14 protein-coding genes are annotated in these 17,037 nt (G+C 40.5%); 9 read left to right on the top strand and 5 right to left on the bottom strand.

Annotated elements, in window-relative coordinates:
* Window positions 1–101: 101 nt before the first annotated feature.
* From PHY84_RS07070 to PHY84_RS07060, 3 genes are all read left to right on the top strand, one after another.
* Window positions 102–692 carry a TylF/MycF/NovP-related O-methyltransferase gene (locus PHY84_RS07070; protein WP_299858673.1) on the top strand — a complete coding sequence of 197 codons (591 nt, stop codon included), beginning with the start codon at window positions 102–104 and terminating at the stop codon, window positions 690–692.
* Window position 693: 1 nt separating this feature from the next.
* Window positions 694–1,845 (top strand): acylneuraminate cytidylyltransferase, encoded by a 1,152-nt coding sequence (locus PHY84_RS07065; RefSeq protein WP_299858671.1) that lies wholly within the window; start codon window positions 694–696, stop codon window positions 1,843–1,845.
* 61 nt (window positions 1,846–1,906) lie between these two features.
* The gene (locus tag PHY84_RS07060; protein ID WP_299858670.1) at window positions 1,907–3,913 is read left to right on the top strand and encodes a 6-hydroxymethylpterin diphosphokinase MptE-like protein; all 2,007 of its coding nucleotides are present in this window, start codon (window positions 1,907–1,909) and stop codon (window positions 3,911–3,913) included.
* 169 nt (window positions 3,914–4,082) lie between these two features.
* Here PHY84_RS07060 and PHY84_RS07055 read toward each other — a convergent pair whose 3' ends face one another.
* Complete coding sequence (locus PHY84_RS07055; RefSeq protein ID WP_299858669.1) at window positions 4,083–5,825, bottom strand: flagellin; 1,743 nt, start codon at window positions 5,823–5,825, stop codon at window positions 4,083–4,085.
* A gap of 118 nt (window positions 5,826–5,943) precedes the next feature.
* Complete coding sequence (locus tag PHY84_RS07050; protein WP_299858668.1) at window positions 5,944–6,489, bottom strand: Uma2 family endonuclease; 546 nt, start codon at window positions 6,487–6,489, stop codon at window positions 5,944–5,946.
* Window positions 6,490–6,652: 163 nt separating this feature from the next.
* On the opposite strand from PHY84_RS07050, the gene topA reads away from it, so the two are divergent.
* The 4 genes from topA to PHY84_RS07030 are packed head-to-tail and all read left to right on the top strand — an operon-like array spanning window position 6,653 to window position 11,404.
* Entirely contained in the window at window positions 6,653–8,881 is a 2,229-nt protein-coding gene (gene topA / locus PHY84_RS07045; protein ID WP_299858667.1) for a type I DNA topoisomerase, read from the top strand.
* Window positions 8,878–9,399: a YfcE family phosphodiesterase gene (locus tag PHY84_RS07040; RefSeq protein WP_299858666.1), complete on the top strand. Its 522-nt coding sequence runs from the start codon at window positions 8,878–8,880 to the stop codon at window positions 9,397–9,399. Before topA ends, PHY84_RS07040 begins: the two co-directional genes overlap by 4 nt.
* On the top strand, window positions 9,396–10,244 hold the full coding sequence (locus tag PHY84_RS07035) for a biotin synthase (protein WP_299858665.1): 849 nt from the start codon (window positions 9,396–9,398) through the stop codon (window positions 10,242–10,244). The genes PHY84_RS07040 and PHY84_RS07035 overlap by 4 nt, the downstream gene beginning before the upstream one ends.
* A complete protein-coding gene (locus PHY84_RS07030; protein ID WP_299858664.1) occupies window positions 10,244–11,404 on the top strand; it encodes a cation:proton antiporter in 1,161 nt (386 codons plus the stop codon). Before PHY84_RS07035 ends, PHY84_RS07030 begins: the two co-directional genes overlap by 1 nt.
* Window positions 11,405–11,406: 2 nt before the next feature.
* Here PHY84_RS07030 and PHY84_RS07025 read toward each other — a convergent pair whose 3' ends face one another.
* Window positions 11,407–12,363 carry an NAD(P)-binding domain-containing protein gene (locus PHY84_RS07025; RefSeq protein ID WP_299858663.1) on the bottom strand — a complete coding sequence of 319 codons (957 nt, stop codon included), beginning with the start codon at window positions 12,361–12,363 and terminating at the stop codon, window positions 11,407–11,409.
* Between the two features lie 63 nt (window positions 12,364–12,426).
* On the opposite strand from PHY84_RS07025, the gene PHY84_RS07020 reads away from it, so the two are divergent.
* Together PHY84_RS07020 and asnB are read left to right on the top strand one after the other, a co-directional pair.
* Window positions 12,427–13,011: a class I SAM-dependent methyltransferase gene (locus PHY84_RS07020; protein ID WP_299858662.1), complete on the top strand. Its 585-nt coding sequence runs from the start codon at window positions 12,427–12,429 to the stop codon at window positions 13,009–13,011.
* Window positions 13,012–13,013: 2 nt separating this feature from the next.
* Window positions 13,014–14,819, top strand: coding sequence for an asparagine synthase (glutamine-hydrolyzing) (gene asnB / locus PHY84_RS07015; RefSeq protein ID WP_299858661.1), 1,806 nt, complete (start codon window positions 13,014–13,016; stop codon window positions 14,817–14,819).
* Here asnB and PHY84_RS07010 read toward each other — a convergent pair.
* Window positions 14,814–15,473 carry a carbonic anhydrase gene (locus PHY84_RS07010; protein WP_299858660.1) on the bottom strand — a complete coding sequence of 220 codons (660 nt, stop codon included), beginning with the start codon at window positions 15,471–15,473 and terminating at the stop codon, window positions 14,814–14,816. The genes asnB and PHY84_RS07010 overlap by 6 nt on opposite strands.
* 62 nt (window positions 15,474–15,535) lie before the next feature.
* Window positions 15,536–16,987, bottom strand: a complete 1,452-nt coding sequence (locus PHY84_RS07005) for an acetyl-CoA carboxylase biotin carboxylase subunit (protein ID WP_299858659.1) — start codon at window positions 16,985–16,987, stop codon at window positions 15,536–15,538.
* Between the last annotated feature and the right edge of the window lie 50 nt (window positions 16,988–17,037).

Raw genomic sequence — 17,037 nt, 5'->3', positions numbered from 1 at the left:
TTTGATTGATGTTTTGTATTATTTTTGTGGTAAAAAATTATAACATTTACATGATTTCAAAAGGCTTTTTAAAATTTAAATTAGCTTAAATTATTGGTTGTTTGCGGGAATCTGCAAGTGGCTCACATTATGAGCTTTATAAAAAAATTCTCCATCTTCCTGGGGATATTGTAGAATGCGGAATATTTAAAGGAAACTCTTTTTTTAGGCTTGCCCATTTTAGAGATTTGCTTGAATCAAGATACTCGCGCAAACTTTTAGGTTTTGATATTTTTGGTGCATTCCCTGCTACAAGCTTTGAACAAGATAAAAAATATTTTGATAATTTTGTCAACGCCGCTGGTCAAAACAGTATTGAAATTGATGAAATAGAAAAAATTATGCAATATAAGAAACTAGAAAACTATGAATTTATAAAGGGCGATATAACTGAAACAATACCTCGGTATTGCAAAAATAATCAACATTTAAAAATAGCATTACTGCATATTGATACGGATGTTTATGAACCGGCTGTTACAATCTTGGAAAATATGTATGACAAAGTTGTAAGGGGAGGAATTATAATGTTTGATGATTATGGAACTTTCCCCGGAGAAACAAAAGCAGCAGATGAATTTTTTAAAGATAAAAACTTGATTCTGCAAAAACTGCCGATGTCTCATATACCATCATTTGTAATTAAGCCGTAGCATGAATATCGCATTTATCCCAGTACGTTGCGGAAGCAAATCTATACCATTTAAAAATATAAAAGAGTTCTGCAAAAAACCTTTGCTTTATTGGAATGTGGAAGCGCTTCAAAATTCTGCCAATATAGATAAGATTTTTGTAGCGACCGATTGTGACAAGATAAGAGATATGGCGGAGAGCTTTGGGTTTTCCAAGGTCGAGGTTTATGAAAGAGACAAGAAAAACGCAACCGATACCGCTACTACAGAATCCGTAATGCTGGAATTTATCTCTAAAAATAATTTTAGAGAAGATGATCTCTTTTTTTTAGTTCAAGCCACTTCACCGCTTACACAAACACAAGATTTTGACAATGCGTTAGACACTTTAAAAAAGGAGAGTGCAGACTCACTTCTTACATGCGTAAGAACAAAAAGATTTTTTTGGGATAAAAATGCGAAACCGTTAAACTATGACTTTAAAAATCGTCCCCGAAGGCAGGATTTTGATGGATTATATATGGAAAACGGAGCATTTTATATTAACACGATAAAAAATATAATCACTTATAAAAACCGTCTAAGCGGTAAAATCGCTATTCATGAAATGCAAGAGTTTACTGCAATCGAAATAGACGAGGAAGATGACTGGGCAGCAGCTGAAAAACTAATGTATAAATATATACTCCCCAAAAGAGCAAAACCGAAAGTAAAGCTCTTTATCTCGGATGTTGACGGAACGCTTACCGATGCTGGAATGTACTATGGACAAAGCGGGGAAGAACTTAAAAAATTCAACACACATGACGGCAAAGGATTTGAGCTTTTAAGAAAAGCGAATATAAAGACGGCCCTGATTACAAGTGAGAACACACAAATCGTGTATAACAGAGCAAAAAAATTGAAAATCGACTATTTGTATCAGGGCCTAGAGCACAAAGGCAAACTTGAAATTGCCCAAGAGATATGCAAAAAAGAAAATATTTCATTAGAAGAAGTGGCTTATATAGGAGATGATATAAACTGCAAAGAGCTTCTAGAAGCTGTGGGCTTGGCTGCATGCCCTGCAAATGCTCTCCAAAAAATAAAAAACATACCGAATATCATACATATTTCAAAATGTGGCGGGGATGGCGCAGTCAGAGAGTTCATTGATAGTGTCATACTTTCATAGAATATCCGATGGAATGGCTTTTGCTAATATTTTAGTATAGTTAATTTCAAAGGTTATTACAGTGCACTCTATCGAAGAACATGCGATTTCTTTATTTGGAAAAAATCTATCTTATTTAAGAGAAGCTCATCCGGATCTCTTTAAAAAAATAGACATATTAAATCATGCTATCCAAAACGGCTCTTATAAAGAAAAATACTCACTTGAATACAAAGGAGACTATTTTGATGTTTTGGATCTGCGCTCAAATAACTACCTATATAATCAAAACAGTATTGACCACGCCAAACAAATGGCAAAACAGGTTAACTTTAAAAAATCTTCCGGCGTAATAGAGAGTTTTTATAAACAACGGCTTTCACAGGAAGTTGTAGATAGATATGATGAAAAACCGCCTAAGCTAGACCCGTTATTTGCATCCGCAAAAATAATTCACTATGCGAACAGTGTAACATCCGAAGACGATGAGATGAAATATATACAAAAATATATATTCTGCGGCGTTGGCTTAGGTTTGCATATACCGCTTATACAAAGCAAAACGGCTTCAGGACAGCTTCTCATTATAGAAGACAATCTTGAACTCTTTAGATTGTCTCTCTTTACTACAAACTATAAAGATCTTTCCGCTAAAGCAAAACTATTTTTCTCTATTATGGATAATGATTTTGATTTTAAAAATATTTTTGAACACTTTTATGTAATGGGCTTTAATAATAATTTCTATCTAAAATACTCACTCTTTTCTCAATTAGATTTACCAAAAATAGAAAAAATACAAAGATACATAGTTTCAAACGTATTTTTATCATACCCCTACTCAGACACCTTGAGATCTCACTTAAAATCTCCTGAGTATTTGATAGAAGGATACCCTTTTATAGATTTTTCAACTATCCGCACAAATTCTCCTTTCTCTGACAAACCGCTTCTTTTTATAGCAGCAGGTCCTTCTTTGGACAATAATTCGAAGTGGCTTCAAGAGAATCAGGATAAATTTTATATCGTAAGTGTGCTTGCCAGCGTCAAAACGCTATATAGATTGGATGTAAAACCTGATATTGTCATACATATTGATGATAAGGCAGCATCTATTAATTTTCTGGACGGTGTTAACAAAAAAACTTTCCTAAACCAAACAACATTTATTTTTTCATCTACCGTTTCCAGAAACGTGATAGAAAGTTTCGAGAGAGAAAACATCTTCTTCTTTGATAAAAGCGCCAGCTACAAGATAGACTTTGGTTCCCTTACCTCGGTAAGCGTAGGTGAGACAGGATATGCAATAAGTTTGCTCTTGGGAGCAAAAGAGATATATCTGCTCGGGCTTGATTTGGCTCTTGATCCTAAAACAAAGAGAAGCCACTCTCAAGATCACATGTCAAGTTCTATTGTAGAAGATAATAAAAAGAGCGACTTTTTCTCTCTTTTTAAAAATTTGCTAGAAGTAAAAGGAAACTTCTTAGACACAGTTCCTACAACTGCTTCCTTATCGCTCTCTATCTCTTATTTTAATGATTTTTCCGACAAATACCTTATAAATAATCAAAAGGTTTATAATCTCGGTGACGGGGCATATTTAAAAGGAGCACTTGCGCTAAAACCAAAAGATGTAGTTACTGCTTCATTTTCAAGTCTGTTGCAGCAAGAAAAATTCGAAAGTGTAAAAGAGTTCTTAAAAAGTATCTCGGAATGCACTCCGAATAAAAAAGATATAGAATCTCTACAAGAACAGATACAAGAGGCAAAAAGGATAAAAACAATTGCATTAAACTTTAAAAAAACAGCACCAACAAGCAACTATGAATCATATATGAAAGCTTTTTATATGCTGACACTAGAGATGATAAATGAAAAAAGCTCTAAAAAATACGCAATAAATACAATTTTTTATAGCTATTTACCGCTTGTAAGCGGCTATATTTTTAATATATTCAATACCAAGAGTCTTAAAAACTCTAAAAGACATCTAAAAAAGATACATGACATATTTTCAGAGCAGGTAATAAAGATTTTGGACTTGTACATAAACACCATGAGCATTTATATTGAATGGGTAAAAAGATAATAGAGCTCAGCTTCGTACACACAGCACGACAGATTTTTATTTTAAAATAAATAAAGGGGAGGCAGATATGACCTCTACTTTATTAAAAAAAAGTGAGGACTAAACTCCCCACTTTTTAAAGAACCGTTAATAAACGCATCAGCAACTCACGCCACTTCAACGATTATCACTATTGTAGCAATCTTAACACGTTTTGTTGAACAGCATTAGCCTGACTCATAGCATAAGCGCCTGACTGAGCAAGAATATTGCGTTTTGCAAAGTTTGCACTCTCTGCCGCGAAGTCAACGTCACGGATTTGAGATTCTGCAGCTGCAACATTTACTTGAGTTACAGAGATATTTCTGATAGTTGACTCCAACTGATTTTGAGTAGAACCGATACCAGAACGAATCTCATCAATATTTTTTAGAGCTTTATCAGCTATAAGAATTGCAACTTCTGCACCTTCACGAGTTTTTACATCTACGCTATTGAGTGCACTACCAGTCTCTTTTGGAGTATAAGCACCAGCCGTGAAACCAAATGAAGCAGCATCCGTACCGCCTATTGTTATCTTATCGTCACCATAAATATTTACAACACCTTTTGTAGAACTGTTAACCGAACCTTCTGCTAAACCAGCCAACACATTTGAGCCTGCAATATTAAGGTCATCACCGTTATTGACATTAAGAGTTAACACGCCGCTAGCAATTGTGGAAGTTTCAAATCCCTCTATATCTTTAATAGCATTTAAAAACTGCTGTGCTGCAGAACCTGCTGTTCCGTCACCATATGTGCCAGCCATATCAACTCCATTAATCACCAACTGACCTGACGTATATGTTATGGTTGCAGTCGCAGTAGTTGAAAGAGTAGCAGTACCAGTGGCTGCATCAGTTGTTACACTGCTTGTTAGGCCAGCTGCCGTTAATGCAGTTGAACCTCCACCTATTGATATATTACGACCATCCTCAGCGGTAAGCACCATTTTACCACCCACATTCTCAGCAGTAACTCCTGTTTGCGCAGAAACATCATTGATAAGCCTTGCCAATAACCCGTCAGAGTCATTTGCAGCAATAGTCTTTGATGCAACATCAACAGAAAAGCCGTTTATGGTTAAAGTCGCTCCGGCAGTTAAGGTTGCGCCTGCAACTGCAGCACCGTTCACCTTTGTCGTAGCGTCAGCCAAAAGACCTGTCGCTTCTGTAATTGCAGCAGCTAAACTCTTAGCATCTTGAAGTCTGGTAGGACTTTGTTCATTAAGTGTTGACGCAACATCAAATCCATTTACCTTGAGTTCATTTGCTTTGAGCACATAACCACTCGCAGTTTCAGTAATGTTACCAGCAGTAAGAGCAGCCCAAGTTGCCAAACCATCAATAGTAGTACCTTCGTTATTTACTGCAGTAATCTTACCTACTTCACTGATTCTAGCAGAATCTATAGATACATCGACCGTCTCAGCAGCATACGCACCTATGTGGAAAGCTTTGCTTGTAAATGTACCGTCAAGCAGCTGTTGACCATTAAACTGAGTCGTTTTAGCGATATTGTCCGCTTCTTCTAAAAGCTTGTCAATATCTCTTTGGATTGCCGCACGAGAGTCTGCATTTTGACCGTCAGACGCAGCTTGGATAGCCTTGGTTCTAACTGTGTTAATAATGTTTTCATACTCATCAAGCGCACCGTCAGCAGTCTGAGTAACACCAATACCGTCATTTGCATTTCTGATAGCCTGACCAAGACCCGTTGACTGAGATCTAAGAGAGTTTGCAATAGCAAGACCGGAAGCATCATCAGCAGCAGTATTGATACGAAGACCCGAACTCAAAGCCTGAAGACTCTTATCAAGTCCAACATTGTTCATAGTAGAATTTCTATGCGCGTTCATTGCCGCAATGTTTGTGTTAATTCTGAAACCCATTGTAAATCCTTTTTGGGTAGAGCTTTGCTCTATCTAGTTTATTTATCGAGGCATCCTTGCCTTGATGTAAACTAAATCGTCAGCATAAAAAATAACTTTAATTTTTTTGCAAAAATTTTTACCAAATCTTACTAAAGTCAAAAGTGATTGTTTTGCCGCACTCTTTTATCTCAAACTCTATGGTCTCGTCTGTTGCGTCTGCCATTTTGATATATCTTCCATCATGAAGCCTATATGCCTTTGCCATGCTCTCGTCGGGATCTACGAGGATATAGTACTCCACACCCTCTTTTTCGTAGATGTTAAATTTTATACCGGTATCTTTTTTGGCAGTGGATTTTGAGAGGACTTCGAAGATGATTTTGGGTGCTTTTGTGATATAAGCTTCATTTTTTGGTTTATGGCAAATTACACTGTTGTCGGGCTGAAGGATGGTATCTTCGCTTATTTTCCAGTCGATGGGCAAAAGGGCTTGGCAGGTTTTGCAATCTTGGAGATTGTTTTTTAACTCCCATGCGATGTTATTGCTAACACTTTGATGCTTTATCATCGGGGCAGGACTCATGGCGTATGCCACACCGTCTATCAGCTCCCAACTGCCCTCCCAGAGTTTATATTCTTTATAAGTGTAGTGCGGAAAATCTTCAACTTTTAATGCGCCCATGAACAACTCCTCTGTTTTTATCCCAAATTATACAATAGAAATTTACGAGGTTGGGACCTCGTTTGCAAAAGAGAGAAGTAAAAGAGCGTATTTTCGTTATTTATATTTTTTTTGCTACACTTTCGAACTTAAATGCCATACCATATATATAGGAAACTCTATTTTGAACCTCATTATCGTCGAATCACCCGCTAAAGCAAAAACTATCAAAAACTTCTTGGGCAAGGAGTATGCGGTAATTGCGTCTAAAGGGCATATACGGGATTTGCCTAAATCTCGCTTTGGAATCACTATTGATGAACAAAACCATCTCATCCCTGCCTACAGCGTTGCAAAAGAGAACGCTGCAACAGTCAAAGAAATCAATGATTTGGCAAAGAAATGTGATACTATCTATATAGCGACCGATGAGGATCGTGAGGGTGAGGCGATAGGGTGGCATATAGCGCATGCCATCAAAAGAGACCCAGAGGAACTTCCTCGCATCGTTTTTCATGAGATTACCAAAACTGCTATAACAAATGCACTTGAACATGCCCGCAAAATTGATATGGACATGGTAAATGCTCAGCAGGCACGCCGTATCCTTGATAGAGTGGTTGGGTATAAACTCTCTCCGCTGCTTAGTTCCAAAATCCAAAAAGGGCTATCTGCGGGACGTGTGCAGTCATCTACGCTTAAGCTTGTAGTCGATAGGGAGCGTGAGATTCGCTCTTTTGTGGCAGAGGAGTATTGGACTATCGATACACTTTTTAAGAAAGACATAGAAGCTTCGCTTGTAACACACAAAGGTGAGAAGCTTCAAAAACTCTCCATTACCGGCAAAGCGCAAGCTTTGGAAATAGAAAAGAGCGTTAAAGGCGACTCTTTTGTTATCACGCAAATTGAGACAAAAGAGAGAAGAAGCGCAACGCCTCCGCCTTTTATGACCTCAACACTCCAACAAGTCGCTTCAAGCAAACTGGGGTTTACTCCTAAAAAAACGATGATGGTGGCGCAAACGCTTTATGAGGGGGTAAAAACTCCAAGCGGAACATCTGGGGTCATTACCTACATGAGAACAGACTCACTTAACCTTGCTCATGAGGCAGTTATGGCTGTTCGTGGCGTAATTGAGAGCAGGTTTGGAGTGAAGTATCTTCCAAAAGAGCCAAAAGTCTATACGAAAAAAGCAAAAGGTGCGCAAGAGGCACATGAAGCTATCCGTCCAACCATGTTGCAATTTACGCCTGAAGTGGCACAGAGCTTTTTAAAGCCTGACGAGATTAAACTTTACCGCCTTATCTATGAGCGTTTCATGGCGTGCCAGATGAATGATGCCATTTTTGAGCAACAAAGCATCACTTTCAGCGGCAATGAAAATGAGTACAGAGCTATCGGGCGCAAGCTTACCTTTGACGGTTTTTATGCGCTAACGGGTGCTGAGGACAAGGACAAGCTGCTTCCTACGCTCAAAGAGGGCGAGGTTGCCTCTCTTCAAAGCATAAAGCCGACTCAACACTTTACAGAGCCGCCAGCACGCTACTCTGAGGCTTCGCTTATCAAAAAACTTGAAAGCGAGGGGATTGGTCGTCCGTCCACCTATGCGCCAACCATAGCGACACTCAGCAACAGAACCTATGTAAATATCGAGAAAAAGCAGATTATCCCCACAGAGATGGCTTTTACGGTAACGGAGATTTTGGAGAAAAACTTTGCAAATATCGTTGATGTCTCTTTTACGGCAAATATGGAAGAGAAGCTTGATGAGGTTGCTGAGGGGCAAAATGACTGGCAAAAACTTTTAAGTGATTTTTATGTTGATTTCTCACGCCAAGTTGAAGATGGAAAAACAGCTATAACATCGCTTAAAGTAGCAAAACCACTAGGGAGAGGTTGCCCAAAATGCGGCTCTGAACTGCTGCTGCGCTCGGGAAGATTTGGAGAGTTTATCGCATGCAGCGCATATCCGAAGTGTAAATATACCGAGCAGGTTGAAGGTGAGAAAAAAGAGGAAAAAGCATCAGGCGAAGCAAGCGGAGAGATTTGCGATAAGTGCGGCAAAGATATGGTGCTAAAGAGCGGAAGAAACGGTCAGTTTTTGGCATGCAGCGGATATCCTGAGTGTAAAAATACAAAAAGCATTCAAGTAGAGCAAAAAACTAGCGAGACGCCTTGTCCCGATTGCGGCGGTAAGATAAGCCTCAAGAACTCACGTCGCGGACCATTTTGGGGATGTGAAAACTACCCTAAATGCAAGTTTATCGCAAAATTTGAACCATCAAAATATAAGTGCAAAGAAAACGGTTGTGACGGTACTCTTGCAAAGAGAGTTTACAGAGGCAAAGAGGTCTATGAGTGCCTTAAGTGTAAAACAAAAACACCAGCAGAAGAGATAGAGCAAAAACAGTGAAAATCGGAATTATCTCAGATACGCACAAAAAACCAAAAAAAGCCCAACGTGCCATTGAGACGCTTTTACATGACGGGGCGGAGTTTTTCGTTCATGCTGGAGATATCGTAGATATTGAGGTGCTGCATCTTTTACAAGAGAGCAATATTCCCTATATCGCTGTTTATGGAAACAATGATGCCCATTTGGCTCATTTTCACACGCAGTTCAACCTTGTGCAGGAGCCATACTACTTTGAACTTGCAAAAACACGCTTCAAACTGATGCATCTCCCTTTTTACATGGCACCTGATGCGGATGTGATTATCTTTGGACATACTCATGAGTTTTCGCTCCAATACACAAACAACAAGCTTTTTCTCAACTCAGGCGAGGTATGCGCACGCAACAAGCCGCTCTCTGAATGGTCGATGCTTGAACTTTTAAACGACACCTATAACATTACACGCTATACCCGTGCCAACAAAAGCGAAAATATAGACAAAGAGCATTTTACTTTTGAAAGAGAAAAAAAATGAGCGAGAAGATATTTTTATGTTCCATCTGCAACATCAACAGCGGTACATGCAATGAGGATTGTAAGTTTTGTTCGCAAAGTGTACGCTACAAAGCTGACATTGAGCGCTACAAACAAAAAGATATCTCGCTTATCTTGCAAGAAGCACGCAATGCAGAGGCGAGTGGCGCGCTTGGGTTTTGTCTTGTCACGTCTGACAAGGGTCTCAACGATAAAACAATTGATTTTGTCTGCTCTGTTGCAGAAGTTTTGACAAAAGAGACACCAAAACTCCGCCTTATCGCATGTAACGGCACGGCAAGCGTAGAGCAGCTCTTGACACTCAAAGCATCCGGCATAAAGGCATACAACCACAACCTAGAGACTTCGCGCAACTTTTATCCTCAAATCTGTACAACCCACTCTTGGGATGAGCGTTATGAGACTTGCAAAAATGTAAATGAGGCGGGTTTGGCGCTTATCAGCGGTGGGATTTTTGGGCTTGGAGAGAGCCATGAAGATAGAATTTCCATGCTTGAGTCTATTGCATCTTTGCACCCTGCTTCCGTTCCTATCAACTTTTACCACCACAATGAAGCGTTGCAACTACAACCAAATCAGCTTAGCGTTGATGAGGCGTTAGCGCTTGTCAAGCTTACACGAGAAGTGGTTCCCTCTGCGCAAAGAATCATGGTTGCAGGCGGCAGAGGATTGATGTTTGGTGCAAGAGAAGGCGAGATATTTGCCAATGGAGCAAACTCCATCGTTATAGGAAACTACCTCACTACAAGCGGCAAGGCGATGGAGAGGGATTTGGAGATGCTCCGCTCTCTTGGGCTTGATATCGCTACAACGGTACAAAATTGATGCAAGACTCTATTGTCCTCATCGTTACGATTTCACTTATCATCATATTCTCGCCATATTTTGCAAAAGTTTTAAGAATCCCTATTACGCCTGTTGAGATTATGTTTGGAGCGATTTTTGGATATGCGGGTTTTTTACATAATGAGCACCTTTTTGATATCGTTGCTGAGTTTGGATTTTTATATCTGATTTTTATCGCCGGAACAGAGATAAACCTTAAAAGCACGCTCAAAACACCAAAAGAGCTGGTGAGAAAAATCGTTGTCTATCTTACTATCTTGTATGGATTTTCCATAGCTTTTACCCTCTATTTTGGGCTAAGTAAGCTTTTTATGGTCCTTATGCCTCTTATCTCTGTCGGGCTTATCGCCACTCTCTCCAAAGAATATGGCAAAACACCTTGGCTTGCTCTCTCTATGACGGCAGGAGCAATCGGTGAAATAGTGAGCATCGGGTTTTTAACGCTTACCTCTGCTACGCTTCACACGGGAGTTGGTCTTGGACTTGTACAAACCATCTTTGCGCTTATCTTCTTTTTGCTCTTTATGTTCTCACTCTTTCGCGCTATCGAACTTCTTTTCTGGTGGTTTCCGGAGGTTGCAACATCCCTTATGCCCTATGACGACAAGAAAGAACAAGATATCAGGCTCTCCATGGGCATCTTTTTTCTTCTTGTGGGAGCGATGCTATATCTTGAGCTTGAGCTTGCCTTTGGGGCATTTTTGGCAGGTATCTTTATCCCTACCTTTTTTGAGCACAAAAAAGAGCTTCCTGAAAAACTAGCCTCTTTTGGTTTTGGGTTTTTGATACCTATCTTTTTTATCCATATCGGCGCTTCATTTCACCTTGAAGCACTCTTTATGGACGGGCTTATCACAAAAGCGCTTCTTATTACACTTGCTATGACTGTGATGCGTGTTGCAGCTTCGCTTGTTTTTGTCAAAGAACTGGGGACGACAGATTCTATCCTAATGGGACTCTCCCACGCAATGCCGCTTACACTTCTTATTGCAATGGCAACACTTGCGTACAACGCAAATAGCATCAATGAACTCTACTACTATGCACTTATCTTGGCTTCGCTCTTTCAGGCCATCTCCATAATGATAATCATCAAGCTTATCAACAACCATAAACAAAAAAAAGAAAGAGCAGACTGAAGTTAAATAACTTTCTTTTCTTGGATATGACAAGCGATGGCATAGCCGTGGTTTAGCCCTAGTGCTATACTTCCGCCGCTCTCTTGCGTTATATCTCCCGCTACAAAAAGACCTTTTATGTTTGTCTCATAGTTTTCGTCATGGACGGGTTTGCCATCCTCCTCTTTTATACCCGAACTTGCCAAAAATGCGCTTGGTGTCGTGCCGCCGATGGCGTAGATAACCCTGTCGTATGTTTGGGATTCTATGGTGTCGAAGTTGACTTTTACTCTCCCGTCCCCATTTTCCAGTGAAACTATATCCACACCCAAAATCGCCTCGACCTCTTTGTGCATAATGGCGTTTGCTATATCTCTTTGGTTGGTTGGGTTTGCCCGTCTAAAGGTCTCCCGTCTGTAACAGATGCCCACTTCATTTTTGCCGGCAAGTTCAACCGCATACTCAATAGCACTATCGCCTCCGCCCACAACAAGCACCTGCTCGCCGCCCGTACAGCCCTCAAGCGTAAACCCTACCCTGCTTTTTATCTCTAGGGGGATTTTGTAGTCGGGTTTGTTTGGTTTGCCCATCCTGCCAATCGTTACCACCACATACTTTGCATTGATGCTTCCGCCACCCACAAAAACTTCAAAATACCCATCTCTTTTTTCTATTTTTTGCACCTCTGTGTGGGTTTTGAGCTCAACGGAGTGGCGTGCCAAAATCTCGTCAAAAAAGTCTAAAGTACTCTCTTTTGTCCCGTCCACAAAGTATATGCGCCCGTCAAGTTCGACCTTTTGCCCTTTCCAATCCTTGTCAACTCTTTTGTTGTCTTTGTAGTATTTTCGGATAGTGGAGTTGTGGTTTTGGTCTTTTTCAAGCAAAATGATGTCACGAATGCCTTGCAGATAACTCTCAACAGCCGTAGCAATTCCTGCGGGTCCTGCGCCAATGATGGCTAGATTGTACATGTGGTTCATAAAAAATCCTTGTTTAGTATAACCCTATTTTATACTATAATTCGCAAATGAAACGAGTAAACCATGCCTAAAGTTGACAACAAAACATTCTACTCTACCGCCATAGAAAAGTACGGCGTAACAGCCAAGGGCGTAAATTGGCACTCAAAAGAGTCACAAAAAGTACGCTTTGACATCATCTTAGAGATGTTGCCCACCGACATGAGCCTCTACAGCGTTGCAGATGCGGGATGTGGGTTTGGCGATTTATATCTCTATATGCAGAAGAAAAAAAGAGCGCCAAAAGAGTACGTCGGCATAGATGCGCTAGTGGACATGTACTCTATCGCAAGTGAACGTACAGGGTGTGAAATCATCGTTGCGGACATCTGCAAAGACAATCTTCCTACTGCTGATTTTTACATTTGTAGCGGTGCGATGAATGTTTTGGAAGAGTTTGAGAGTTATCTTTTTGTGCAAAACTGCTTTAAGGCTTCTCGTATCGGTTTTTGCTTTAATGTACTTCACGGCGAGAAAAAGAGCCAAACTTACAACTACCTCACAACTGAGCAGATTATGCAGATGGCACATCATCTAGGGGTAAAAGAGGTAATTTTGCGGGATGATTATATGCAAGAAGATATTACAGTTATGTTTTTGAAGGCTTAAAGATGTGTGCGGTTTTTGGGATTTTAGGTGAATATGATGAGCATGCAGCCAAAACTGCTCTTGCCGCACTTACACACAGAGGACCAGATTTTTGCGGAGTTGTGCAGAGAAAAAACCTCTTTTTTGCCCATCAAAAACTAAGTATTATGGATACCTCATCCGATTCAAACCAGCCCGTAAAATATGCAAATATCCTGCTCTCTTTTAATGGTGAGATTTACAACTACAAAGAGCTTCTTAGCGAGCTTAGGGATGGATTTGACTTTGAGACGCAGAGTGAAGCAGAGGTTCTCATCGCCGCCTATCTCAAATGGGGCGTTAAGTTTGTAACGCATTTGCGCGGGATGTTTGCCATCGCACTCTTAGACGATGAAACGCTATACCTTTTTCGTGACAGACTTGGCAAAAAACCGCTTTTTTATCTCCACAACAACTCATTCGTCTTTGCCTCGGAGATAAAAGCACTTCTTCCTTTTTTACACAAAACAGAGATGGACTCTGATGCGCTTCTTAGCTATCTCTCATTTTTAGCACCCTCGCCGCCCTTTACTTTTTTTAAAGGCATCAAAAAACTGGGAGCGGGAGAGTACCTTATTTACCAAAACGGTGCATTTGAGGTAAAGAGATATTTTGACCTGCTTGATGCAAAACCAAATCTCATCACCGACAAAGAAGAGGCGGTTTTTCGGGTGCGAGAAATGCTTGAAGAGTCCATAAACTTGCGCCTTAGTGCCGACGTACCCATGGCATCGCTCCTCTCAGGCGGCATCGACAGTGCGGCGATAAACGCCTATGCGCTCAAAAGCGGCACAAATCTGCAAACCTACACTCTTGGCTACAGGGAGTTTGCAAAGTACGATGAGCGGCAAAACGCAAAAGAGAGCGCAGAGCTTTTGGGAGTAAAAAACAAAGAAGTTATCATAGGACAAAAAGAGTTTTTAGAGGCGAGCGATAGGGTTTTAGATACACTTGATGAACCGCTCAACGACCCCGCCGCCATACCTTTGTACCTTCTTTTTGAGCAGATAAAAAAAGATGGGTACAGAGTAGTTTTAAGCGGCGAGGGAAGCGATGAGCTCTTTTTGGGATACAGACAATATTTTGAGTTTTTGGATGTACAGAACTTGACACGACTAAAAAATAAAAACTGGCTCAGCAACTATTTTCACTCCAATTTCTCCATGAACAGAGAGTGGGAACGCTACAAAAGAGTATTTGACGGCACACTTTTGTTTCGCACCACGGGAGAGAGCTTTAGCGATTTGCAAAAAAATATCGCCATGCGCCAAAATATAAGAGACAACGAATCGCTCAAATATATAAAAAATTACCGTGAACGCTTTGAGGCATCCGCCCACACCCATGAGAGCATCTGGTATAGCTACATCGACCTGCACCTTTTCCAAGCAGAACACTATCTTGCAAAGCTTGACCGTGTCAGTATGGCACACTCCATAGAGTCCCGCACCCCGTTTTTAGACCACAAATTAGCCTCTCTTATCTTTAGCATAGACCCAAAAATCCGCTATCAAGATGGCATAACAAAAGCACTTTTAAAAGAGGCTTTAAAACCGCATATAGACTCAAAAATACTCACAAGGAAGAAAAAAGGGTTCTCAAATCCGTTTATGGAGTACCTTATAGAGAGCAAAAAGATAGATGTCATAAGAGAGGTAAATGAGCAAAGCGGGATTTTTAAGAGAGAAAAACTAGAAGAGTACATACAAAAAGCCCACGCAGGCGGCTTTAAACAGCACGTCTGGGGGCTTTATGTGCTTAGCGTGTGGATAAAGAGGTACTTTTTATAGCTCCTCTTCCACCTTAAGCGAACTTAGCGGTAAAAACTGTGAGATTTCCGGATCGTAGTACTCTATCTCGCCGCTCTGTATGTCATATATCCAACCATGGATGGCAATTGCTCCGCTATCGACTCTTTTTTTGACAGATGGGTAAGTCAAGAGATTTTCTAGTTGTGAAACAACGGAGAGTTTTTCCGTCAAGCGGTATAAAACCTCTTTATCTGCCTTTAACCCTAAAGCCAAAATCGCTTGTGATTTTGCGCTCTCGCCAAGGGTAAGCCATGTTTTTGTATGAACAAGTTCAGGATTGTTCTCACAGCTTTTTTGATGGATAGCCTCAATTGCACCGCATTTTGTATGTCCGCAAACGATGATATTTTTGACTTCAAGCACACTTACGGCATACTCAATTGCCGAAGCCGTTGAGTGAAAATCTTCATCAGGCTTGTAAGGGGCAACAAAATTACCCACATTACGTACAACAAAGAGATCTCCCGGTGCACTTTTGGTAATGAGATTTGGCAAAACTCTTGAGTCCGAGCAACCGATATAGAGTGCTTTTGGAGCTTGCCCTTTATGAGAGAGTTGTAAAAACTCCTTCTCATACGCCTTAAAAAAACTCTTTTGGAAAAGCTCGTTTCCCTTTATGATAGCATCTTGCATTGTCCAAGCTCCTCATTTTTGTTTCAAATTGTATCCAAAGAAAGAAAATCTCTCCGCCCACCCTAGTGTCTTACAATGAGCTTATGCTCTTTAATCTTATTGATAAGGCTTGCTATAAATGATGTCTTTTTCTCTTCATCTGCTATCGTTTTTGTAGCTTTCAGGTTGAAGAGTTCCATCTTTTTGTCCAAATAGCTTGTGTTTAGCTTGCCTTCCATAAAATCTTTATCTTTTACTATCTCTCTATGAAGAGGAAGATTTGTGATAACGCCGTCGATGTAAAACTCGTCTAAAGCTCTTGAGGCTTTTTTAACGGCACCCTCCCAGTCAAGCGCCCAAACGATGAGCTTTCCTACCATTGAATCATAGTTTGGCACGATGGTATAACCGGTATAAACGCTTGAGTCAAGTCTTACCCCCGGACCACCCGGAGTCATATAGTTTGTGATAGTCCCGATTGATGGCATAAAGTTGTTTTGAGGATTTTCCGCATTGATTCTAAACTCGATTGCGTACCCACGAAACTTAATCTCCTCTTGCAGGTACTTTAGTTTATCGCCCTCTGCAATCTCTATCATTCTTTGGATAATGTCCACTCCCGAGATAATTTCAGTGACGGGATGCTCAACCTGAACCCTTGTGTTCATCTCTATAAAGTAGATATTGTCATCTTCATCAAGCAGATACTCTACCGTCCCCACACTCTCGTAACCGAGTTTCATCATCGCTTTTGTAGAGATTCTGTAAAGCTCTTTTCTCGCTTCGGGATTTAGTCTAGGCGATGGAGCGATTTCTATCACTTTTTGGTGTCTTCGCTGAATTGAGCAGTCTCTTTCCCCCAAATGCACAACATTGCCGTATTTGTCAGCTACTACCTGAATCTCGATATGGCGAGGATTTTCCACATATTTTTCAATGAAAACATCCCCTTTTCCGAAATATTTTTTAGCTTCGTTTGTCGCAGAGTCAAACATCTCATCAAACAGTTTTGCACTCTTTACGATTCTCATCCCTCTGCCGCCGCCGCCAAATGCCGCTTTGATGATAACAGGAAAACCGATTTTTGCAGCGATTTTTGCACCCTCTGCTTTGTCAACTATAGGCTCATCCGTACCCTCTAAAACAGGAACGCCGATTTCGCGCATCGCCACTTTTGAAGCCATTTTATCGCCAAAAAGTGCGATATGCTCAGGTTTTGGACCGATAAATATAAGTCCTCTTTCCCCACATGCCGCTGCAAATTCTGCATTTTCAGACAAGAAACCATACCCCGGATGGATAGCGTCACATCCGGCTTTAAGTGCAAGCGTGATGATGCGGTCATAGTCAAGGTACGCTTGAAGCGCATCTCCGGTTATCGGGTAGCACTCATCAGCCTTTTTTACCCAAATCCCCTCAACATCAACCTCCGAGAAGATAGCTACACTTTTTATATCCAACTCTTTACACGCTCTAATGATTCTTAGAGCGATTTCGCCTCTGTTTGCAACCAGTATCTTTGTGATTTTTTTCATCTCATGCACCTTGCGGATAAATTTAAACGAAATTTTATAGCTTTGAAAAA

Source organism: Sulfurimonas sp. (genome assembly GCF_028694605.1).
In the GTDB taxonomy this organism is placed as follows: domain Bacteria; phylum Campylobacterota; class Campylobacteria; order Campylobacterales; family Sulfurimonadaceae; genus Sulfurimonas.
The sequence above is the reverse complement of the archived record's forward strand: the minus strand, read 5'-3'. Positions and strand labels throughout refer to the sequence as shown.